The sequence below is a fragment of the Desulfosporosinus acididurans genome (genome assembly GCF_001029285.1).
GTDB classification, from domain to species: domain Bacteria; phylum Bacillota; class Desulfitobacteriia; order Desulfitobacteriales; family Desulfitobacteriaceae; genus Desulfosporosinus; species Desulfosporosinus acididurans.
On the sequence record NZ_LDZY01000006.1, the window covers coordinates 177783 to 199658 of the forward strand.

18 protein-coding genes, 1 pseudogene and 1 other annotated feature are annotated in these 21876 nt (G+C 42.8%); of the genes and pseudogenes, 3 read left to right on the top strand and 16 right to left on the bottom strand.

Annotated features, from left to right (window positions below; translation table 11 throughout):
• Window positions 1-178 precede the first annotated feature (178 nt).
• On the bottom strand, window positions 179-2683 hold the full coding sequence (locus DEAC_RS10120; protein WP_047809934.1) for a ComEC/Rec2 family competence protein: 2505 nt from the start codon (window positions 2681-2683) through the stop codon (window positions 179-181).
• Window positions 2680-3339 (bottom strand): ComEA family DNA-binding protein, encoded by a 660-nt coding sequence (locus tag DEAC_RS10125; RefSeq protein WP_047809935.1) that lies wholly within the window; start codon window positions 3337-3339, stop codon window positions 2680-2682. The genes DEAC_RS10120 and DEAC_RS10125 overlap by 4 nt, the downstream gene beginning before the upstream one ends.
• 423 nt (window positions 3340-3762) lie before the next feature.
• Here DEAC_RS10125 and DEAC_RS10130 point away from each other — a divergent pair, with 423 nt between their 5' ends.
• Entirely contained in the window at window positions 3763-4407 is a 645-nt protein-coding gene (locus DEAC_RS10130) for a flavodoxin family protein (RefSeq protein ID WP_083996051.1), read from the top strand.
• Window positions 4408-4496: 89 nt separating this feature from the next.
• On the opposite strand, the gene DEAC_RS10135 is transcribed toward DEAC_RS10130, so the two are convergent.
• The 9 genes from DEAC_RS10135 to nadD form a co-directional block, all read right to left on the bottom strand.
• Window positions 4497-5822: a PhoH family protein gene (locus tag DEAC_RS10135; RefSeq protein WP_047809936.1), complete on the bottom strand. Its 1326-nt coding sequence runs from the start codon at window positions 5820-5822 to the stop codon at window positions 4497-4499.
• A 286-nt stretch (window positions 5823-6108) separates the two neighbouring features.
• Complete coding sequence (locus DEAC_RS10140; RefSeq protein ID WP_047809937.1) at window positions 6109-6816, bottom strand: ion channel; 708 nt, start codon at window positions 6814-6816, stop codon at window positions 6109-6111.
• A gap of 115 nt (window positions 6817-6931) precedes the next feature.
• Window positions 6932-7414, bottom strand: a complete 483-nt coding sequence (locus tag DEAC_RS10145; protein WP_047809938.1) for a DUF2085 domain-containing protein — start codon at window positions 7412-7414, stop codon at window positions 6932-6934.
• A complete protein-coding gene (locus tag DEAC_RS23525) occupies window positions 7414-7590 on the bottom strand; it encodes a hypothetical protein (RefSeq protein WP_161796437.1) in 177 nt (58 codons plus the stop codon). Before DEAC_RS23525 ends, DEAC_RS10145 begins: the two co-directional genes overlap by 1 nt.
• 160 nt (window positions 7591-7750) lie before the next feature.
• Complete coding sequence (gene leuS, locus DEAC_RS10150) at window positions 7751-10255, bottom strand: leucine--tRNA ligase (protein WP_047809939.1); 2505 nt, start codon at window positions 10253-10255, stop codon at window positions 7751-7753.
• 52 nt (window positions 10256-10307) lie between these two features.
• Window positions 10308-10506: a binding site (T-box leader), on the bottom strand.
• A 55-nt stretch (window positions 10507-10561) separates the two neighbouring features.
• Window positions 10562-10918 carry a ribosome silencing factor gene (gene rsfS / locus DEAC_RS10155; RefSeq protein WP_047809940.1) on the bottom strand — a complete coding sequence of 119 codons (357 nt, stop codon included), beginning with the start codon at window positions 10916-10918 and terminating at the stop codon, window positions 10562-10564.
• Window positions 10908-11489, bottom strand: coding sequence for a bis(5'-nucleosyl)-tetraphosphatase (symmetrical) YqeK (yqeK, locus tag DEAC_RS10160; RefSeq protein ID WP_152671386.1), 582 nt, complete (start codon window positions 11487-11489; stop codon window positions 10908-10910). The genes rsfS and yqeK overlap by 11 nt, the downstream gene beginning before the upstream one ends.
• 259 nt (window positions 11490-11748) lie before the next feature.
• Window positions 11749-11997 carry an RNA recognition motif domain-containing protein gene (locus tag DEAC_RS10165; protein WP_047809941.1) on the bottom strand — a complete coding sequence of 83 codons (249 nt, stop codon included), beginning with the start codon at window positions 11995-11997 and terminating at the stop codon, window positions 11749-11751.
• Window positions 11998-12070: 73 nt separating this feature from the next.
• On the bottom strand, window positions 12071-12673 hold the full coding sequence (nadD, locus tag DEAC_RS10170) for a nicotinate-nucleotide adenylyltransferase (RefSeq protein WP_047809942.1): 603 nt from the start codon (window positions 12671-12673) through the stop codon (window positions 12071-12073).
• Between the two features lie 545 nt (window positions 12674-13218).
• Between nadD and DEAC_RS24160 the strand changes: the two genes are divergently transcribed.
• Window positions 13219-13707, top strand: coding sequence for an alpha/beta hydrolase fold domain-containing protein (locus DEAC_RS24160; protein WP_345788162.1), 489 nt, complete (start codon window positions 13219-13221; stop codon window positions 13705-13707).
• A gap of 170 nt (window positions 13708-13877) precedes the next feature.
• Here DEAC_RS24160 and DEAC_RS10180 read toward each other — a convergent pair whose 3' ends face one another.
• The 3 genes from DEAC_RS10180 to DEAC_RS10190 all read right to left on the bottom strand — a co-directional run bounded on the left by DEAC_RS10180 (window position 13878) and on the right by DEAC_RS10190 (window position 19560).
• The gene (locus tag DEAC_RS10180) at window positions 13878-14480 is read right to left on the bottom strand and encodes an SAV1803-related protein (protein ID WP_047809943.1); all 603 of its coding nucleotides are present in this window, start codon (window positions 14478-14480) and stop codon (window positions 13878-13880) included.
• 196 nt (window positions 14481-14676) lie between these two features.
• Window positions 14677-18342 (bottom strand): cell wall-binding repeat-containing protein, encoded by a 3666-nt coding sequence (locus tag DEAC_RS10185; RefSeq protein ID WP_053006364.1) that lies wholly within the window; start codon window positions 18340-18342, stop codon window positions 14677-14679.
• A gap of 723 nt (window positions 18343-19065) precedes the next feature.
• A complete protein-coding gene (locus DEAC_RS10190) occupies window positions 19066-19560 on the bottom strand; it encodes a DUF2628 domain-containing protein (RefSeq protein WP_047809944.1) in 495 nt (164 codons plus the stop codon).
• Window positions 19561-19838: 278 nt separating this feature from the next.
• On the opposite strand from DEAC_RS10190, the pseudogene DEAC_RS22675 reads away from it, so the two are divergent.
• Window positions 19839-20072 (top strand): annotated as a pseudogene (locus DEAC_RS22675) (transposase zinc-binding domain-containing protein); the annotation flags it as partial.
• Window positions 20073-20826: 754 nt separating this feature from the next.
• On the opposite strand, the gene DEAC_RS10195 reads toward DEAC_RS22675, so the two are convergent.
• Together DEAC_RS10195 and DEAC_RS10200 are read right to left on the bottom strand one after the other, a co-directional pair.
• A complete protein-coding gene (locus DEAC_RS10195; RefSeq protein WP_047809945.1) occupies window positions 20827-21159 on the bottom strand; it encodes a branched-chain amino acid transporter permease in 333 nt (110 codons plus the stop codon).
• Window positions 21156-21872, bottom strand: coding sequence for an AzlC family ABC transporter permease (locus DEAC_RS10200; RefSeq protein WP_047809946.1), 717 nt, complete (start codon window positions 21870-21872; stop codon window positions 21156-21158). The genes DEAC_RS10195 and DEAC_RS10200 overlap by 4 nt, the downstream gene beginning before the upstream one ends.
• Between the last annotated feature and the right edge of the window lie 4 nt (window positions 21873-21876).

Below are 21876 nucleotides of genomic sequence, written 5' to 3' on the forward strand. Positions count from 1 at the left end.
ATCGAGACCTTAAAAAAAAGCCAGATTTTACTCCTCAGACTTGTACGAAAAGAAAAAGCCCTCCACGACTCATGATCGTGAAGGGGCAAAAGAAAGAGGAGGAGAAAAGAGATGTTCCTTGTTATTCTTACCCAATATTTCCTTTTTATACATAAAGGCCTGTCTGAGGAGAACTTTTTTAAGATGCTTGTCTGCCAGGAATAATATCTATCGTTCCGGCTTTAAATAAAACTCTTAACGTACCCTGCTCATCAGTGCGGTATACCGGAATGTGACGATCATTCCAGTACTGCAAAACCTCAGGAGCCGGATGGCCAAACGTATTTTTACCGACTGAAATAATAACCGCACTTGGATTAAGTCTGTCAAGCCAGGGTTTGTCCAGCGAAAAACGGCTTCCATGGTGAGGTTGCTTGAAAATGTCCGTTTCAATAGTCTCTCCCGCAGCTGAGATCTCTTCCATCTCTTCTTGCTCCATATCTGCGGTTAAAAATACCTTCTGGCCTAAATAATTGAGCATCATCACCAGAGAATTATTATTAGGATCCGAATGAGTGTTGGCAAGAACTTCTTGGGGACCAAAAACCTCCAAAAAAGCTCCGGAATCCAGCTCGATACGATCTCCAGTTTGTAATGTCTTTAATACTTCGGATTGGTCAGTCAAACCTGGGGGAAGTCCCGCTTCCCATTCTTCATTCTCCAAACGCTCTCCCACGTTGGGTACCCCAATCCAATCGGTAGGAATCACATCTAAGACGGCTCGAATTCCCCCGATGTGATCCTGATCTTCATGAGTAATCAGTACAGCATCTAAATGGCCGATTCCCCTTTGCAGCAAATAGGGCAAGACGACCCGCTCCCCCGTATCAAAACTCTTACTGCGCGGACCGGCATCAATTAAGAGGGCATGGTTTTCAGGAGTTCGAATTAAGATAGAATCCCCCTGCCCTACATCAAGAAAATCCACTTCCAATTCCTTAGAAAAATCCCAAGGGCTCCAAAGCAGTGCGAACATGAGCAAAAGACCGCTGAAACGCCAATAATAACAGCTGTGCTTTTTAGCTTCTGAACCGCTTGGAAAAACGCCTTCGCTCAAAACCCTTAATCTATGACTAATTGCAGCGCATCGTAACGTTATAAGCTTTGGTGCGGCTGCTTCCAGTCGTCGTTTCAGAGAGAGTAACCCGACATTAAAACTGAAAAACGTCCGCTCTTTTCCCCAGAGAAGAACGCCAATGGTTCCATACCAGACCAAGCCAAAAAGCGGCCCCGGATTAACGATCCAGACATCTGCCCAAGGAACGCCGGCCAGTACCTTCAAAACCTCGTTCGCCCCGCCCAAAAGCCAGAGACTAACTTGGAAAAACGGAGCACACAGACTCCAGGAGAAGGAGGCAATGACGCCCATCAAACCTATCTCCAGCACACTGCCAAGAAGAAAAAGAATCAGCTCATTGGCCAGGAGCCCGATCAGAGACAAACGGTGAAAAGCCGCAATGAGCAGGGGCAGCGCAGCCATCTGAGCCCCTATGGTGCTTGCCAAAACCGTTCGAAATAAAGCAGGAACCCGTTGAAAGCAAGCCGTTGGCAAAAGCCGAGGTACAAGTACAGCCAGCCCCCAAGCCGCGCTAAAAGACAGCTGAAAGCCAAGATCCCGAATCAGCAAAGGATTAAGGATAAATAACCCAGCCCCAGTCAAGAGCAACCAGCGAAGGGCTGCCACCCGTCCCCGGCCAAAACGTCCTAAAAGAACGGCAACTCCTAAGACAGTTGCTCGGACAATCGGAGCATTTCCCCCGCATAAAGCACCATAAAGAATCAGAGCCAGGATCGCCCCTATAATCCGCAGCCGTTTCGGCAGGAAACCCAAAACCAGCCAAGCCAATCCCATGACAAAGGCAACATTTGATCCCGAGGCAGCGAAAACATGCAGAACACCAGTCACCTTATAGCGTTCTTGAATTTCAGACGGAATATGACTGGAATCACCAAAGAAAATTCCTTCGAGAACTCCCGTATCCTGAGGATCCCATGCTTCTAACTGTCTATGAACGTTGTGGCGTATTTTCCAAGTCAAAGACGGCTCTCCAAAAGCTGTCAACTTAGCATCTCCCTGCGCTGTCAACTTTCCGCTAAGCCCCCTGACCGCATTGTACAAACGCAGATCAAAGCCGCCCGGTGTACCCACCGGCTTCGGTCTCTCCAAACGGCCAAAAAATTCAACCCGATCTCCCGGCTGAACCCCTAGCCATTGTCCAGGCACTTTCCCCGCTTTATCCGCATAGACAACTAAGCGATATGACTGACCTCCCAGCTCTTCCCTTAGTTCACCGTCCGCCACCGCCTTTTCAACCAAAAGCACCCCGACGCTCTTATCACTCCCCGCATTCCAATCCCTAAGAACCCCGGTAATTTCAACCCTATTTAGAGTCAACGGTTCCAAAAGCATTCTATCAGCCAAAGCCCCATACATATAACCCAACAAAAGAGTAACGGCCAACAACAAAAACTCCGGCCGATAAACTTTGCCCCAAAAATCACGGGGCCGCCAAAACAAGACCAAGCGCAGCCCCAATAAGCAGAGAACACCAAACACCCAAAAGCGCAGAGACTCAGGCGTCAAAGCAGCGCAAAGTCCCCCGCCTAATAAAGCAGCCGAACGTCCAACCCAGGGATCTCTCATGGCCCAACCGTTACTTGAGCAGCCATTTTCTCATAGGTCTTCGCACCAATACCGGAAACATTCTGCAGATCTTCCGGCTGGGAAAAGAGCCCATGTTCCGTCCGATACTGAACAATCCTCCCGGCCAACGCCGGTCCTACACCAGGCAGCTTGTCCAGCTCAGTAACCCCGGCAGTATTAATATTTATTTTACCCTCAGCAGATCCCGCACTAACCTTTCCCGTACTCATCCCCCCGGCACTTACAGCACCACCACTTCCGGAAACCACACCCGCGCCCTTCGTCACGCTGCCGTTTTCCGTACTGCCTCCCGTCGAGGAAGTTCCGACACCTCCGTTTAACGAAGCCGAAAGATTCTTATAAGGCACCGTAATCTTCTGCCCATCCTTGAGCCGTTCTGCCGGATTCATACTCTCCAGATTAGCCTCTGGCAAAAGATGAACCTGTTTCAAAGCATCATCCAAACGTGCATCCGGCGCTAAATGAACAAGCCCCGGGGCTTCCACGGCTCCGGCAACGTAAACTATAATTTCGCGGTTGGCGGCAGATTTTTGCAAATAAGCATTTGTACCATGAGGCAAAAACAGCTTCCAGATGGCTAAAACCACCAGCACAAAAAGGACAAACCACCAAACCTTACGCAGCTTACGCTCCATACACCGAACCCCCATTCAGGTTACCATTGGTAATCATTCGTTCTTTTCTCGTATCTGCTAAAACGGCATTATTCCCTTTCTAACTTCGCAATCCATTACAAGCCCATATAAATGATAAATCAAAGACATGCAACTCCTATTTAATTTTGATTTCGTTAAATTCCCTTTTTTTCCTGCTGCAAAGTATTTCTTATCCTGTCGAATAAGTTTGCTTGTGGAAACAGTTGAAGATGCTCTCACCAATCCAGTTGTAACAACACAAAGAATGATAGATGCATGCTCTCTCTTATAAATAATTATCCAATTTGTTTCCTTGACAACAAAACTTTAGTACTGTATTTTTGTTGTTAAGGAAACAAAATTTCTACACCAAAAATATGCTGAACGAGTTCACTTAAAACGATAGAAGGAGAAGGATTATTTATGAAACTTATAGCTATATGTGGTAGTGCAAGAAAACAAGGCAATACTGCAAAAATGTTACATCGAGTCATTGAAGGCGCAAATTCAGCAGGCGCTGAAACTGAATTTGTAAATCTTTTTGACCTTAACTATAAAGGCTGTATCAGTTGTTATGCTTGTAAATTGAAAAACAGTAAATCTTTTGCGCATTGTGTACTAAACGATGAACTAAAGCCCTTATTGGAACGTATTGAACAATCAGATGTAATTGTTCTTGGCTCACCTATTTATTATGGAAATCTATCAGGTCAAATGCGTTCATTTACAGATAGATTACTTTTCCAATATCTTGATTATGGTGCTCGAGGTACAGGTCCTAAACCCAAAAACTTCAAAACAGCCCTAATAACAACAATGAATGGGACTGACGAAGATTGTATCGAGAGAGGGGTTAAGGATACCTTAAATGGTTTAGTAGAAATGATTGGCCATACATTGGGTAGTTGTGAGTCACTAAATTTGACCGATACCGTTATGTTTGACGACTATTCCAAGTATGTTTATGAGTTGCCGAATCTAGAAGAAAAATCGAGCCGCGTCGAGAAAATTTCGGCCGAGAATTTAAAGAAGGCATTTGATCTGGGAGTCAGACTTATTCAATCTTAGTTGGCTTGTTAGGAAAGGGTAAAGCAAGGAGTTCCTTTTAAGGTACGGGGCGGCTCACAAAACGTGAGCCGCCGCAGCACCATGGCCCTCTAAAGCAAGCTCGCCGCCCTTGTCGCCAAATCGCTCCGTTCCCCGTGAATCAGCCGCACCTGGCCATAGAACGGCTGCCCCTTCAGCCGGGAGGCAATATACGCCAACCCGTTACTTTCCCTATCCAAATACGGATGATCAATCTGATCCGTATCTCCGCAAAGAACAATTTTTGTCCCCTCTCCGGCACGAGTTATGATCGTCTTAACCTCATGGGCCGTCAGATTCTGGGCCTCATCAATAATCAAAAATTGATTAGGAATACTCCGTCCCCGAATATACGTGAGCACTTCAATTTCCAACTGCTTTTTCTTAATCAGCAGATCAATAGCACTTTCCACAATAGACTCGCCGTTTCGCTCCCGTTCCTTATCCCGCTTTGGCCTTAACAAAAACTCCAAATTGTCATAAATAGGCTGCATATAGGGACGTACCTTTTGTTCCTTTTCTCCGGGGAGAAAACCAATATCTTTGCCAAAAGGAATTATCGGCCGCGCACAAAGCAACCGAACATATTTCTCAGCGTGAACCGTCTGTTCCAAACCACTCGCTAAAGCAAGCAAAGTCTTTCCCGTCCCCGCCGGGCCCATCAGATTGACCAACTTAATTTCCGGATTGTGGAGCATCTCCAAAGCCCAGGACTGCTCCATATTTTTGGGCCGAATATCCCAGGAAGCCCGCCCCTGCCCCAAACAATTAATCAGCTTATTGCCCTCCGGCGACGCGACAAGCGGGAGGACACAATGATCACTCAAAACGGTCTTAATACAGCCATTAGCTGGTAAAGGCTCTTGCCAATAAATAAAGTTATTCCGGTAAAGTTGATCGACTTGCTGATCTTCCAGGGATACAGTCAAAACTTCATCCTTAATCTGAGTCATAGCCACCTTGTCATTATAATAATCCTCCGTCAAAATACCCAAAGCATCAGCTTTAACACGCATAGCGATATCCTTCGTAACCAATATCACACTGCGCTCTTCCTCATGGGCCAAACTTAAGGAAACTGCCAAAATTCTATTATCCGCTAAACCCATATCGGACTTAAGCGGAAGAATTTCCTTGGAATAATGATTAAGTTCAATCCGAATTATTCCCCCGCCAGGTAAAGGGACTCCTTGGGAAAGCTGACCAGAATTCCGCAAACAATCCAGATTTCGAATAGCCTCCCGAGCCGCTCGGCCAACATTATCCTGCTGACGTTTTTTGCTTTCGATTTCCTCTAAAACAACAAACGGAATAATAACCTCATTATCTTGGAATTGAAAGATCGCTCTCGGGTCATGCAATAATACGCTGGAATCGAGCACATAGACCTTTTGCAAACTAACACATCCTTTTTGCCCCTCTTCTAATATGATATTCCATAACTTCCCAAAAATCTTTAGAAATCCATTACTGCATGTAAACTTATCTTATTTAATCTATATTCCATAATGAAATAACCATGACCAGCATACAGAAACCAACAAAAAAAGCCATGCTCTAAAAAAGCATGACAAAATCCTTCTAGTTCAAAACACTTTCCCAAAGTCGACGTGAGGTCTTTTACATAAGAGTCACCAAACTTCATGAATATAGGTTAGTACTTCTTTAATTCCTCACCACGTCTTAGGGATCAGCAAAAAAGACAATTCCCATTGTAAAGATATATATGAAGAATAGAACTTCAAGAGTAACCAGAATTCTTGAGGCATTACTTATTGGCGAGAAATCTCCCATGCTTGCGGTAGCAAACGTTGTAATACTAAAATAGGTAAAAGTAAATAATTCGGAGACGATGTCATTTCCGAAATTGCTTCCTTTAAAACTTCCCGGAACCATGTGATATTCAAGATCATAAGCAACAGCAAAATAAATTAACAAAAGGGTAATAGCCGAGACCGTAGGAATAAATCCACTAAGCAGATGCCCGTTGGTACTTGTCAGCACCTTAAACACATAATAAGAGACTCCCGCCGTTGCGACTATCGAATAAATAACAACTACAGCTGAGCCAACCGGCGTATTTTGCGGCTCCGGATATCCTTCAAAACCCTCATTATCGTTCTCATCATTCCATTGCTTATGGTTTGCCATAAGCAGCAATAAGATCGCAGCCCCAGCCCCAACAGCCGCAGGCAGCAAAGGCCAAATTTCAGCAACTGCAATATCTCGTTCCGATAATCCGCCAGATTCACGCTCAGGTTTTGGGAAAGGTTTAGAATAGGTGAAGGATCCCTCTCCCTTCTCGACGTTTGATGAACTTATAGGGTCTGGATGTGGCGGATACCAAACATGCGGAGGCCATTGACCCTTTAATTTATCCTGCTGACCCATTCCATCACCTCCTCATGTCACCATATTATTCCAGGAGGTTCATTTCTGTGTTACTCCCAAACAAAAAATGTGTTTATTCAGATTCCCAATACAACAAAAAGCGAGAGATATGTAATCATCCGCTTTTCGCTTTTTGTTGTACATATTCTCTTACGAACATTTCATAGGGTTCAAGATAGCGATTAAGACTCCCAGGTCGAAGGGCGAGAGTCCCTAGCACCCCAAAAAGATAAAAACCTGACTGGATTAATAGAAAAATGATTAATTCTTTTTGCCTCAGCCAAAGGGCTTGGATGCTAATACCAAGCCAGACACCGAATAACCCGCCGGTAATGCTACGTAAAATATTGTTAGATAGGCGCCATTCCAACGCTTGAGTGAGCCAATCAATGCTTGCGCCTAAAGGAAGGAGAGCAATCACCCAGTAATCAAAAACAAGGGTTCTCCGTGCAACCAAGAGATAAAGAATAAGTGCGGTATATTGAGCAGTACATCGGGCACAAAGGACAATTTTTCGATTTCCGAACGGAATTTCAAAGGTTCTATCCAGTTGGCATGGCGGATGATGAGCAAAAAAAAGATACCGAAGGCTAAACATCATTCCGGTTTCGGAGCCGAAAGATGAGAGGTTCCACAGATTGGACATCCTTTCTTTTTCATCCAGTAAAACGGAAGGTAGAAAATCCCGCACATAAAGATGAAAACGAGCCAGTTGAATTTCTTAGTGGGTTCTACATTGCGTTTACAAAGTTCACAGTATCTAATTTCAGCCATTTCTTTTCCTCCTATTCTTGAATAACATACTTATTCGACAAGTTGTTATAAACTCCTGCAAAAATCGAGAGGAGGAGGATTTAAGCGACAATCCCCACAAGTCACACTTTCCTGTGGGGATCTATTCTGGGATATCTGTCGCTTGAACGGCTAGTTTGCTCTATTTAACCACCAAATTCACCAATTTTCCAGGCACTGTAATCACCTTAACAACAGTTTTCCCCTGGGTCCATTCAACCACTTTCGGCTGGGAAACAACAATCTTCTCCAACTCCGCAGCCGATATCTCGGCGGGAACCTGAATCCGATCCCGAACTTTCCCATTGACCTGCAGAACAACCGTCACTTCATCCTGAACAAGGGCTTTTTCATCTACCTCCGGCCATGGCTGTTCATGAACACTGTTCGTATGTCCGATACCTTGCCAAAGTTCCTCCGTAATATGCGGTGCAAAAGGAGCCAGAAGAAGGAAAATTCCTTCAATAGCTTCTCTGCCTACTAAAGGATTGGCCGTTGGCTGCTCCTTATAGAGATAGAGAGCGTTGACCCACTCCATGATCGTACTAATGGCCGTGTTGAAGTTATAGCGCGTGCCGACATCCACTGTCACTCTCTGAATCGCCAAGTGAGTTTGCCGTCTCATCTCTTTGCCTGCCGAATCCAGATTAGCCCACTCTTTTTCTAAATCAGCCTTAGACACAGGGACCTTTCTCGTCTCCTTAATGATAGACTCATATTGAGCAACTAGGCGCCAGATCCGATTGAGGAAGCGATAGCACCCTTCAACCCCCTGATCGCTCCATTCCAGATCTCTTTCCGGCGGAGCGGCGAAAAGAATAAATAATCTCGCTGTATCGGCGCCATATTTTCCGATAATAGCTTCCGGGCTGACGATATTCCCCTTCGATTTGGACATCTTCGAACCGTCCATACAAACCATCCCTTGAGTCAGTAAGTTTTGGAACGGTTCGTTAGCCTTCAGATAACCAAAATCCCGCAGAGCTTTGGTAAAGAAACGAGCATATAAAAGGTGAAGAATAGCATGTTCCACCCCGCCCACATACTGATCAACATTCATCCATTGATCCACGGCATCCTTAGTAAAAGGTGATTCTGTATTTCGAGGATCGGTATATCTGAGGAAATACCAGGATGAACAAGCAAACGTGTCCATGGTATCTGTTTCACGATGCGCAGGACCGCCGCACTTCGGACACGTCGTTTCCATAAAGGACTTCGAGGTCGTCAAAGGATTTTCTCCCGTTTTAAACACCACATCTTCAGGAAGCATTACCGGCAGCTGCTCTTCCGGGACAGGAACAGTACCACAAGCTTCACAATATACCATAGGAATCGGTGCGCCCCAATACCGTTGACGGGAGATGAGCCAGTCACGCAAGCGGAAATTGACCTTGCGCTGGCCAACACCACGACGCTCTACTTCATCAGCAATCTTATCCCATCCTTCGTCACTGCTCAGACCGTCAAAGGAACCGGAATTAACCAGAATACCATCGTCCGTATAAGCAGCTTTAAGGGGTTTGTCCTTTTCGCCAGGCTCACTATCGTTAGGCACAATGACCGTTTTAATGGGTAACTGATACTTCGCGGCAAACTCGAAGTCCCGTTCATCGTGGGCAGGAACTCCCATAACCGCACCGGTTCCGTATTCCACAAGAACATAGTTGGCAATCCAAATCGGCAGCTTCTCACCGCTTAAGGGATTAAGGCAATAAGCTCCGATAAACAAGCCTTCTTTTTCAGCTTCTGTCGAAGTTCGAGCGATTTCATTCAGCCCGTTCATTTTATTAATGAAGGCCCTAACATCCTCTTCATACTTCGTTCCCTTCACTAATTCCAGAACAAGGGGATGTTCAGGCGCTAGAACAACATAGCTTACTCCGAACAGAGTATCAACGCGAGTTGTATAAACCGAAAACTTCTCTGGTCGCCCCTCTAAAGCAAATTGGACCTCGACACCTTCCGAACGCCCAATCCAATTGCGCTGCATGGTTTTAACCTTCTCAGGCCAGCCGGGCAGATCATCCAAATCCTGCAGCAGAGTCTCAGCATAATCCGTGATTTTGAAAAACCACTGTTCGAGGTTTTTCTTCGTCACGGGAGTATCACATCGCTCACAGGCCCCGTCGACGACTTGCTCATTTGCTAAAACCGTGGTGCAGGAGGGACACCAATTGACTGCAGCCTTTTTCTTATACACCAAGCCATGCTTATAAAACTCCAAAAACATCCACTGTGTCCACTTGTAATATCCCGGATGGCAAGTTGCTACTTCCCGATCCCAATCATAGGAAAGCCCCATCCCCTTAAGCTGTCGCTGCATATTGGCAATATTTTTCCAAGTCCAATCTGCCGGTGGAGTCTGGTGCTTAATGGCAGCATTTTCTGCGGGCAAGCCAAAAGAGTCCCAGCCAATGGGATGAAGAACATTAAAACCCTGCATCCGTTTAAAACGGGCGATAACATCAGCGATAGAATAGTTTCTCACATGACCCATATGCAAATCCCCGGAGGGATAAGGGAACATGGCTAAAGCATAGTACTTTGGCTTAGCGGAAGATTCCTCTGTCTTATAAGCCTTTTCTTCCAGCCATTTCTTCTGCCACTTGGGTTCAATTTCTATAAACGAATATTTCTCTTGCATTAAAAATCTTCCCCCTTATTATTTTACGGACTATAGCAAAAATCCCCCCGTCCCAAGGGACGAGAGGCCTGCTCCCGTGATACCACCCAAATTCCTAAATACACTCGAAGATTGTAACGGTTCTCACCGATGTTCATTGTTACCTGAACACAGCTCCAGGGCGAGTTCCAGCAATCCCCTTCAACGGCTTTCACCAACCGCCGTTTCTCTAAAGAAGGGTATTGAGTACTATTCCCTATCGCAGCTTTTCATTATAGTAATCGGTTATAATAATCGTTTTTCCAAAATAATAGCTTTTTTAAAGGCCTAAACCAAACTAGCAAAAGAAACCTCCTGAGCATCCTTCCAAAGGCGCTCAAGCTGATAAAACTCACGTTGTTCCGGAGTCATAATATGTATGACCAAATCTCCGCCGCAATCCATCAAAACCCACTTAGCATCAGGCAATCCTTCAACGTGCATTACCGGGATTCCGATCTCTGGCAATTTTTCTTCCAAGTGATTCGTGATCGCTTTCACCTGGATTGCTGAATTTCCCGTCACAATTAAACAATAATCTGTAACCATAGAAATTCCCTTTAGGTTGAGAAGAGTAATGTCACCGCCCTTTTTATCTTCGGCCAGATGAACAACTTCGGTGAGTTTTTCTTGATCAAGTTCCAATAGATATCCTCCTTTTCAAATCATCATAGGTTAGTTGCGTTAAAGGATGAATGGGATGGTTGCTTTCCTTTAAATATAGTAAAGTGCCTTCAACACAGTCAAACGTACCCTTTTCTAAATCATCATACAAGGATTGACGCAACTTGTCCACTTCTGGAAAAGTTCGGCCTGATTCTGTTAAATCAGCGCTATAAATCAGCATCTCTAAAGGAGACATTCCCGGTCTCCCTAGAGTATGACTGGCAATTGCCGCCAACAAGTCTTTATCCTCAACCTTAAAATAATGTTCCAGCCAATAAGCCGAAAGACGGCCGTGCAAAACATAAGGATACTGTTCATCTTCGGGGTATTCCAGCAGATTCCAATAGCGGGCTAAACCCACCTGTACCTTTGCCGGAAGTTCCTTTGCTAAATCATGAGCTAACCCCGCACATCGTGCTTTCACAGGATCAACCCCGTGGCGTTTGGCTAACATTTCCGCCTGATCAGCAACGCCCAAAGTATGCTTGAACCTTGACTCTGAAAGTATATGCTTGGCAAGACTCATTACCTCTTCAACCCGCAGCTCCACGTTCCCGCTCCCCCTTAAACGCCAATTATCTATCTCTTTTGCATTATCTTACATTCTATCAATTTAGGCCATCAACTGCAAAATTTTTTATGAAATAACCTTTAATTTTAGTATTGTCCGTGATCAGTGACTTAAAACACAAACGTACATATTATTGCTAGACAAGAGATACAGGAAATAGATGAAATGGATTTAGTCATTTTAGAAGGGAGACCCCCCCACAAGCATGTCAGAGGGTCTCCCTTCCAGTCGCGGGATATTACATTTGTTTCGGTTTGGCTTCATTCACCGTTAGAGGTCTTCCGCCAAAATCCTTGCCATTTAACTCCTGAGTCATACGTTCAGCGTCCTCTTCGCCAACCTCAATAAATCCAAATCCTCTGGAGCGGCCTGTCTCACGATCGGTAATAATTCGGCTGCTTTCCACATGACCATAGCTAGAGAAGAATTCCCCGAGTTCATCCGCTGTAGTATTCCACGGGAGATTTCCGACGTATAGTGTTGTCATTACAATACTCACCTCTTTGATATTGATTCATTTTTAGTATGGTCAAATCCCCGCAGAGTATGTAATGACAAGTTTACCTATAAAGATTTTTTTGCTCAATAAACAAGCGTACCGCTTCCGGCAGTAAATAGCGAATAGGTTTTTGCTGTTTAACTCGCATTCTAATATCCGTAGAAGAAATCGCCAGAGCCGGGACTTCTAAATAATGAATTTTATCAACGATTTCCGGATGGTCGTGTCGGACACACTGCAAAAAATCCTTAGCATCAAAACCGGGGCGGGCTGCCCCAATAAATTGAATCATGGTCAAAATCTCCTCAGCTTCTCGCCAAGAAAAAATCTCACGCAGGGCATCTGTTCCCGTAATAAAATACAGTTCATGCTCCGGCCAAATTTTGCTCAAAAGGCGCAGTGTCTCCACCGTATAGGAAGGCCCCTGACGCTCAATTTCCATGGCAGAGCATTCAAAAGCAGGATTGTCCTTAATAGCGCGTTCAACCATTTCTAAACGGGATTTCCCCACCGAAATATCGAGCCGGTCTTTGTGAGGCGGTATCCCGGTTGGGATAAATAAGACCTTACTCAGATTAAACTCACTGCGCGCCATTTCTGCAGCAACTAAATGACCATAATGGATGGGGTCGAAGGTTCCACCCATAATTCCGATTTTTTCCATAATTTCCCCTATATCCCATAATCATAATTTATTTGTTTCAGTAAAAACCTTAAGTGATGAATCCTGGGTCCCCTTTTCCCATTAAGTTTTCTATAGATATAACTTTCATCATTAGATAATGACATCGTTATTTTACCTCAAAATACTATAATCGAAAACTCGCTCCACTTAAATGATTATTTAAATTTTTGCCCTTCCTATGGACTTCTTAGTTACAGCCACGGAATATCTAATCAGCATCCTTATTAAATGCAGAATGCTCCCCAGGAAATAATTTGTAGCTTCTGGCATGAAATCGAAAGAAAGATAGGCTCATCAATTCAATCAGGCGCCTCGACTTGCTCATTCAGTTCACCTCAAAATAATAGTGACATGTCTTGTCATAAATATATTCTATACTAGAACTACAACGATTAGAAGAGGAGAATATCATTATGAGTAGAGAACAACGTAAAGTAGTGAATGAAATGCTGCGACGCCCCCAAACTTCCAATTCAAAAACTGTCGAAGAGATGCGTACAGGCTTCGCTGACATGATGGCGACGATGAAAATACCTGAAGGTGTGCGGATCACGCAAACTACCCTCGGTAATCGACCAGGTTTGCTCGTCGAACCCGCACGGGATGTCCATTTAGGAACAATCCTCTATTTTCATGGAGGTGGATATGTGTTCGGTTCTCCCGACACTGCCATGTCCCTCACCGCGAACCTCGTCAGCAAGACCAGTATCCGGGCTGTCTCGCTCGATTATCGTCTTGCTCCGGAACACCCATTCCCAGCGGCACTGGACGATGCGCTCTCGGCCTATCGCTCACTCTTGGAAAGTGGTGTTAAGGCAACTTCTATCGCTTTCGCCGGTGACTCTGCCGGCGGCGGTATCGCTGTCTCTGCGTGCCTCATGGCACGGGATGCTGGTCTGCCGATGCCAGCAGTGAATGGCAGATCGCGCACGGGCAAGCGGCGTGGACGTGATCCTCGACGTTACCGCCGATGTCCCGCACGTTTTCCAAGCGTTCGTTGGTATCCTCGATGAAGCCGATCAAGCCCTAGACCGTGCCTCGTTCTTCATCACGCAGCATCTCCTCTAACAACCTCTAGGAAACACTATTCCTTGGGGTATCTCTAAACTTCCGGTTATTAGCCTTTCCCGAAGTTGGGTATAATCAATTGAACTTGATATTATGCTCATTGTGAGAAGTCGCTCTATAATGATTTTATGTCGTTATAGATTGATTTGTTTTGTTTTGACGACCACAATCCATATTGTTCATTGAAACTTTTAAATAAACAGTCTTCTGAAAAAAACGGATTGTTTTTGCAAGAGCTTTTAAATCTTTTTATTATAGTTAAATAAACGTCTTTATTTCCCTTAATCAATTCGTGGCACTTTTTCTGCCATTCTTGTTTAGTGATCCAACCACTATAAAAATCATTCAACTCAGGTACAATGAAATTAATAATTCCACCTATACTAACTGCTTCGAAGTCGTTTTTTTCTTCTGATGGGTATTCACATATTAACACATGTAGTAGCAAATGTTCCAAATAGTCACAATGAACAATATTTTTTGCTAATTGCCACTCAAATGGATTTAACATGGCAATTTCTTTTTTAGATAGCATTATAGCACAGTTCTCGTACTTATGATGAGCGATCAAGCCTTCTTTTGTTCGAGTACATTTTGGATTTTTGTTCCATGATTTTGTCATATAATCATATTTTCCAATACCATGCTTCTCTTGCAAATAATCGCAGTATTCAACATATGTAAAGTGCTTGATGTTTTCATATTCTGAACAGTTCATTATAATCGCCTCTTCCTATTATATAAATGCCCGTCACTTGAATAAACTCTGGTTCACTTCGCATTTTTAGCCTTTGGAAAAGTTCGGTAAAGGGTCCTTAGCGAAAATCCAGACGAATAGAGTCCTATAATTGGAGGTTACGTTAAGCCCCCTCAATCAAATCAAGGGGGCCTTCAGAGCAATATTCTATACTTTTTTAATGTCCAATCAAATGTCCTAGTTGCTGCTCAATGTCTTTACTGACTACAGCTTCTCCACCGAATAGGGTCGCTCCTGTCAGTTTTGTAGCCTTGAGATAATTTATGACCTGATCGGACAAATTGCCGTCCGCCAGGATAATCGGGGCATCATGATTGGCTGCATAGACGCTTCCGGCCAGGGCATCTGGGAAGTTGTTGCCTGTAGCTATACAGACATTTCCGGTCAACAAATTGAAGTATTGGGCTACTGCTAGGGAGGTTTCGTAGCGATCCGTTCCAGCGATTCTGACTATATTTGATTTTTCAATTGAAGCCATCTGTGCTACTTGGCTTTCCACATCGGCGCTGATGACTCTTTCTCCTCCGATGATATAGACTTTACTGGGTTTAATTGCGGCAATCTCATTCTTGACCACATCACTGAGTCCGTTTTTTTGCACTAACAGGATAGGGTACTGCATTTCTGCCGCAATACTACTGATAGTTAATGCGTCAGGATAGTTTTCTCCATAGGCTATCACAAGTGGTGTTCCGGTCTTAACCTTTAATTTATCTGCAATTTTAGCAGATGTTTCATACCTGTCAGTTCCACCTAGTCTGGTGATATTAGCGAACCCACTCGCGGTTACTTTACCTTCCATGCTACTGCTGACGACTGCTGTACCTCCTAGGATATAGACTCCTCCCGCTGGGTCTAAGTTGGATTTCATGTAGTCCAATACTTTCTCTTGATCGGTATCCGAGCTTCCAACCAATAAGATCGGCGCATTGAGCTTGTAGGCTAGGACGCTTCCGGCTAAGGCATCCGGATAGTTGTCAGCCGTGGCTAAGATGACATTGGAAAGCTTTCCCGTATAGTTTGCTTTAGCGATAGCCAACGCCGTATCAACTCTGCTCTGACCAGCCAGTCTTGTGACTCCAGAGGTTGTCTGATTCATTTTGAAGTCCCATTTGACGATATCTTGTTCCACAGAGATTGTTGGGCTTGTATAGTTGTTGTAACCATCTTTTGTAGCAACGATGTAGTAATCCGTTGTAGGGAATACCATGAAGCCATAAGATCCTGATGCATCACTTATCTGAGGATTCATATTATTGTTGGGCTTAAATCCGTCTATATTCGGTAATGGTACTACTGTATCAGGAGTTTCACCATTTGCCTTGTTTCTATCCGTATCAGCATAATACAAGGTGACATTTACCCCTGCGATAGGCTTACCTGTTGCCGCATCAATGATGATTCCATAGGGATCGATTAAAGTACAGGTTACACTTGTAGCTCCACTGCTCGAAATTTTGACTTCCATGGCTCCAATCGTAATTGTTTGTCCGTTGCCAAGATCATATGTGATATTAAAGTTATTATCTGTTCCTTTTGCTAAGTTCGTCAGATTAATGGTTCCATCAGCAGAAACTCTTACAGACGAACCTGCTGCTGATACGAAAGTTACTTTAGAAAGATCATTTAAAGGGCTCATCGTTCCGTTAGGTTGTTGTAATGTTACAGCTTGGGCAGCATTCATGGAAACTGTGTAATTTCCATTACTATCCTCAGTTACTGTAGCTGTTACGTTGGAAACCTGTATACCATTATCGTCTATTACACTGCCTGTAACGGTAGTAGTTCCTCCACCTGATGGAGTACTTCTTCCGCCTCCGCTGGTAGTATTATTAAGAGTTATATTAACACCCAATGTAGTTGTATCTTCCGTTACGTTTGCGGTTGTACTGCCATTATTGTAGCCCGTTTTGCTTGCAGTTATGGTGTATCCTGTTCCTATGGGTACATTTTGAATGCAATATACTCCGTCTGCCCCTGTTACTGCCGAGTAAACACTTCCGTTCACCGTCAGGCTCACATTGACTGCTGCTACTGGATTCGTTCCGTCCGTTACTATCCCAAGAATGACGCCGGTAGGTGACGGCTCATTAATTACCGTTACGCTGTTAGATTGAAGATTCGCAACATATATTTTGTTGGTAACCGTGTCTACATCCACTCCAATAGGATAACCTCCTACGGATATGTAAGTGTCGGTGGCGTTGGTGGCACCGTCTATAACCCTTATACTGTTGGAACCAGCATTCGCAACATAGACTTTGTTATTGACCGAGTTTACAGCCACCGCACAGGGAATAGAATCCACGGATGTGTTGGAGTCGATGGAATTAGTTGAGCCGTCAATCACCATTACGTTGTGGGAATCAGGACATGTAACATAGATTTTATTGGTGACCGAGTTTACAGCTACCGCTAAAGGATTACGTCCCAGGGATATGGTAGCTCCGATGGTGTTGGTGACACCGTCGATCACCGTTATGCTATTTGTACCAGCATTCGTAACATAGATTTTGTTGGTGACCGAGTTTACAGCTACAGCACTGGGATTGTTTCCTACGAATATGGTACCACTGGTAGCGTTGTTCGAGCCGTCTATCACAGTTACGTTGTTGGAATTATAATTTGCAACATAGATTTTGTTGGTAGCCGAGTTTACAGCCACCGAGCAAGGATTATTCCCTACGGATATGGCTGTGCCGGTTGAATTGGTCGCGCCGTCTATCACTGTTACGGCGTTGGATCTAGGATTAGTAACATAGATTTTATTGGTGACTGAATTAGCTGCCACTGCGCCGGGCATACCTACGGATATGGCGGTACAGCCATTAGGGTTGGTGGCACCATCTATCACCGTTATGCTGTTGGAACTAGCATTAGCAACATAGATTTTGTTGGTGTCCGGGTTTACAGCCACCGCATAAGGCATATTACCTGCGAATATAGTACCGTAGGTTGTATTAGTCGCACCGTCTATCACCGTTACGTTGTTGGAAGCAATATTCGTAACAAAGATTTTGTTAGTAACCGAATCTGTTGCCACCGCAATCGGCAAGGTCCCTACGGATATAGTACCTCCGATGGTGTTGGTGGCGCCGTCTATCACCGTTATGCTGTTGGAAGTAACATTAGCAACATAGATTTTGTTGGTAGCCGGGTTTACTGCTACGGAACTGGGACTATCCCCTAAGGATATGGCTATACCTATAGTGTTGGTGGCTCCGTCTATCACCGTTATGCTGTTGGAACCAAGATTTGCAACATAGATTTTATTTGTGACTGTGTTTACGGATACGGAACTGGGACTATCCCCTAAGGATATGGATGTGCCTATGGTGTTGGTTACACCGTCTATCACCGTTATACTGTTGGAAAGACCACTCGCAACATAGATTTTGTTGGTAACTGTGTTTACGGCCACCGCACTGGGACTATTCCCTAAGGATATGGCTGTACCTGTAGTGTTGGTGGCTCCGTCTATCACCGTTATGCTGTTGGAACCAGGATTTGCAACATAGATTTTATTTGTGACTGTATTTACGGCCACTGAACAGGGAGTATTCCCTACGGATATAGCTTTGTCAATTGTATTAGTAGTGCCGTCTATCACCATTATGCTGTTAGATTCATAATTCGCAACATATATTTTATTAGTAACTGTGTTTACGGCCACCGAACAGGGATAATTCCCTACGGGTACCACAGTGGCTGCGCTTACACGTTTTACATCTACTACCAACGTTGAAGTAATTATAATAAAAGTTAGTAATAGGAATAGCCATTTCTTCTTGAATATTAATTTTAAAAATCCATTTCGTTTCATTTGGTTTACTCTCTCTTTCAAAAAATTAATTAAATAATAACTTCTTAATTTCTGAGCCAGTTTAAAAGCCTCCCGAGCCTTATTGTTTCAAGTCTACTATTCGGGTTCAGTATTATACTGTAGTCATTTCCTAAAACATCCTTAATCTACTAGTTTTCATCGATAACTATTTCTATGAAATAGACCCAATTTCCTCTTTAATACACAAAATTTATCATAAAAGGAGTAATAATCCACTGTAAAATTTGTATAGTGATTATTACTCCTTTATAAACCCATTGAAAATTTTTTGTACCAATTTTATAAACTATTTCATCAAAATATATACAAAAAATTCTTGAGTTTAATCTCGTATTTATTGTTAACCTTAATTATCAAACCAACAATACTCTATATGTGGAAGTGAGACTAAGCTTTACAATGTTTTCACAATCAACTTAACATCAGATAATTTCCTTCTTGACAATACCAAGAAAGTATAGAAATTTTGGTTTGCTAAAGACCCAGATAACATGCAACCCCTTCTACGACTACCCTCTTTCTACCAGGCCGATGATTTTACACTTTCTAAAGTCCTTTACTAGATTTATCTCAACTTCCACTAATAGACAAACTAACGGGGTTATGAATTTTTTTATTCTTTAATTAAAATCTATTAGTATTTACAATAATAGCTTACCACCTGCGGGAATATCTTTTGGATTTTCATCATTTCATAGATTGTTATCTTAGGAATGACTTGATTTCTGTTACGAAAACTACTTCTACACATAACAATAGTACTACTACTAGAACTCCTATCCAACTGGTTCCTCCCAAACGCATAATTTGTGATCTTTGTAAATCCGGATCAGAGGTTTTGGCCATAATCTGATTAAGCTTTTTCTTGGTGAAAATATAATAGAAGCGATTACCTTCAATGCACAAAACTGCAGCTAAGATTATTCCAATAAACTTATCAATATTAACCTTAGTAATAAGGCTGATTATATCTATTAGGAAAAATCCCGTAAAACAGATGAATACATATCTATACATTTTTCTATAACCAAGCCAAAGTACACCTATTAGTAAAGCAGCCCAATTCCATGTTTTTCTTTTTTGGGTTTCACCAGAATCTAACAGGCTCCATTTTGCAAGATAATAGTCAGAATTTTTCTTTACAAAAAAGCGAAGTTCTTGCTCTCCTATTTCCTCGGTATTATGTAATTCGTCCATATTTACCCCCTATTATACTCAAAATAAATATTTGTTGAGGTTTTCAACAGACCAAATATTGCCGGAATTTGAAATTTATTATCTGTTAGCTCGGCACATTAATAATGCAAACATATAAATAGTAATTCAATAAAATAACAAGTATTCCTTCATTTAGGTCAAGAAGGCGATTGGTTTCATCGGATCACTAGAATTTATAGAGAAAAAGGATCAGCTTTTTGCCGATCCCTGCATACAACCAACTTCCAACTATAGACATTTTTCTTTAGTTACCTTAACTGTCGGCCAAGTCGGAGGGATTGCTCACTCTTGTTCAACATAAAGCAATGTCAGCGATTCAAAAATGCAGAACATCACAGTTAGGCGGACATAAGGAGATTTGTGACAATTGTGGGCATACCCGAATTTCTTACAATTCTTGCCGCAACAGACATTGCCCTAAATGCCAAGCTCTTGCCAAAAAACGCTGGATCGAAAACCAGAAAAGTAATCTACTTAATGTTTCCGCATATTCATTGCATAGTACCAGGCGGCGGATTATCCTTATTATCCAAAGTTAAGTAAGTAGATTCTCCACCTGAACCTGCTGTTAAATTACTCAAGCTCTGATTCGAGTTTGAGCTTTTTTACGCCTGACTTCGGATAATTTGCTAGACAAAATCCCTATTGAAGTAAGGTGTTAATAAAATAACTGAAAAACAACATAATCATCTCATAAGATTCTCACAAAGTAAGAGGAATCTTGTCTAATTTAGATAAAAAAGCACTTCTGCATTTACAGCAGAAGGTTTTACTTTCCAATTACTTATTTAACTTATATTACCTAATAGACACAATGACCCTCCAACGTTGAACTTAAATCGGTGGGCCATTGCGTAGGTCTTATAATATAGTTTTGCTAATAAAAATTAATCATAAATATGGGAAAATAGCTACTCACATAATAAAGCAGCCTGTGGAAAGTAGCATAGGCCAAATTTAGGATAAATTAGGGTCGATTGGATTCTCAGAATATAGTTGGGGGCATACTGGAATCTCCATCATTGCCAGCCACCTTACATAACTGCCTTTGGGAGCAATTATTAGGAGGTAATTAATGAGACTTTTCACGATTGTTGTAAAGAATGCCCTTTTCCCTAGATTTATTCCATTAAATAAAAGCAAAGCCGCTAAGTTTACTGCCTGAAAATTCTATTGCTTCCAGAGATATCCGCTTCTCGATAGCGAACACCTTAGCAAATCATCTTGCCGGTGTTGAAATGATACTTAAACGAAAATAGTTTGCACAAGTACCATGTAAATAACTGTACCTACTCCAATGCTCAGAAGCGTATTTTCCTTCCAATAATGAAGCGCAACAATACAAATAATAGCTATAGCCTCTGGGAACCAATATGTAGGAGCTTTAAAACTCACGCTTTTAAGACAATAAATGACCAACAAGCCAATTACAGAATAGGGCAAGACTTGCCCAAGATAACTAATATATGAATTGGATTTAGTGCCTCGAAAAACTACAAACGGCAAAAACCTTGTGATCATGGTACCTATAGTCACCATACAAATAATGATCAACGTTTGCATTGATGTTAAGGTCATTGTGCCCTCCCCTCCATCAGTTCCTTTTTCGCGACGTATTGCTTTCGAGATAGTGTCAATACCAGCAATATAGCAAGCATAGAAGGAATAATGAAATTACTTGGCCCGAAAGCAATCAGACAGATCACAGAACACAAAACACCGATGATGGCTGGTTTGTGTTCTTTCTGAGTTTTCCATTGCCCCACGAATATTACAACAAAAAGAGCAGTCAAAACAAAATCAAGACCCTTTGTATTAAAGCTAACCATAAAACCCAGTATCCCGCCAACAGCTGAGCCTAACACCCAATAGCAGTGGTCAAGCAGGGTAATAAAGAAATAAAACCAGTTCCGGTTTACGCCTGCGGGTGGCTTTGCCGAACAAGTAATCGAGAAAGTCTCATCTGTCAGACCAAAGATCAGATATGGTTTAAACTTACCGGTATCTTTGTACTTCTCCAGCATTGAAATACCGTAAAACAAATGTCGGGCATTAATCATCAACGTCATTAACAAGGCTAATAGCGGATTAAAAATTGATGTCAGAAAAGTAACAGCCAGGTATTGAGCAGAGCCTGCATAGGCAAGTAAACTCATCAAAACGGTCCAACCCATACCATACCCCTTACTACTCATTAAGATTCCATAGGCAATACCTAAAAAAATATACCCTGTAAATACAGGAATAGTAGGCGGAAATGCAGCTTTTAAGGCTTTAATTTCTTCTTTCAATCTC

Bases quoted from the DNA above. Each gene is read 5' to 3' on its own strand.
- DEAC_RS10120 (WP_047809934.1), bottom strand. From the start codon at position 2,683: ATGAGAGATCCCTGGGTTGGACGTTCGGCTGCTTTATTAGGCGGGGGA.
- leuS (WP_047809939.1), bottom strand. From the start codon at position 10,255: ATGCAAGAGAAATATTCGTTTATAGAAATTGAACCCAAGTGGCAGAAG.
- DEAC_RS10130 (WP_083996051.1), top strand. From the start codon at position 3,763: ATGAAACTTATAGCTATATGTGGTAGTGCAAGAAAACAAGGCAATACT.
- nadD (WP_047809942.1), bottom strand. From the start codon at position 12,673: ATGGAAAAAATCGGAATTATGGGTGGAACCTTCGACCCCATCCATTAT.
- DEAC_RS10145 (WP_047809938.1), bottom strand. From the start codon at position 7,414: ATGTTTAGCCTTCGGTATCTTTTTTTTGCTCATCATCCGCCATGCCAA.
- DEAC_RS10125 (WP_047809935.1), bottom strand. From the start codon at position 3,339: ATGGAGCGTAAGCTGCGTAAGGTTTGGTGGTTTGTCCTTTTTGTGCTG.
- DEAC_RS10185 (WP_053006364.1), bottom strand. From the start codon at position 18,342: ATGAAACGAAATGGATTTTTAAAATTAATATTCAAGAAGAAATGGCTA.
- DEAC_RS24160 (WP_345788162.1), top strand. From the start codon at position 13,219: ATGAAAATACCTGAAGGTGTGCGGATCACGCAAACTACCCTCGGTAAT.
- DEAC_RS23525 (WP_161796437.1), bottom strand. From the start codon at position 7,590: ATGGCTGAAATTAGATACTGTGAACTTTGTAAACGCAATGTAGAACCC.
- DEAC_RS10180 (WP_047809943.1), bottom strand. From the start codon at position 14,480: ATGAACTGTTCAGAATATGAAAACATCAAGCACTTTACATATGTTGAA.
- DEAC_RS10165 (WP_047809941.1), bottom strand. From the start codon at position 11,997: ATGACAACACTATACGTCGGAAATCTCCCGTGGAATACTACAGCGGAT.
- DEAC_RS10195 (WP_047809945.1), bottom strand. From the start codon at position 21,159: ATGACCTTAACATCAATGCAAACGTTGATCATTATTTGTATGGTGACT.
- DEAC_RS10190 (WP_047809944.1), bottom strand. From the start codon at position 19,560: ATGGACGAATTACATAATACCGAGGAAATAGGAGAGCAAGAACTTCGC.
- DEAC_RS10140 (WP_047809937.1), bottom strand. From the start codon at position 6,816: ATGGGTCAGCAGGATAAATTAAAGGGTCAATGGCCTCCGCATGTTTGG.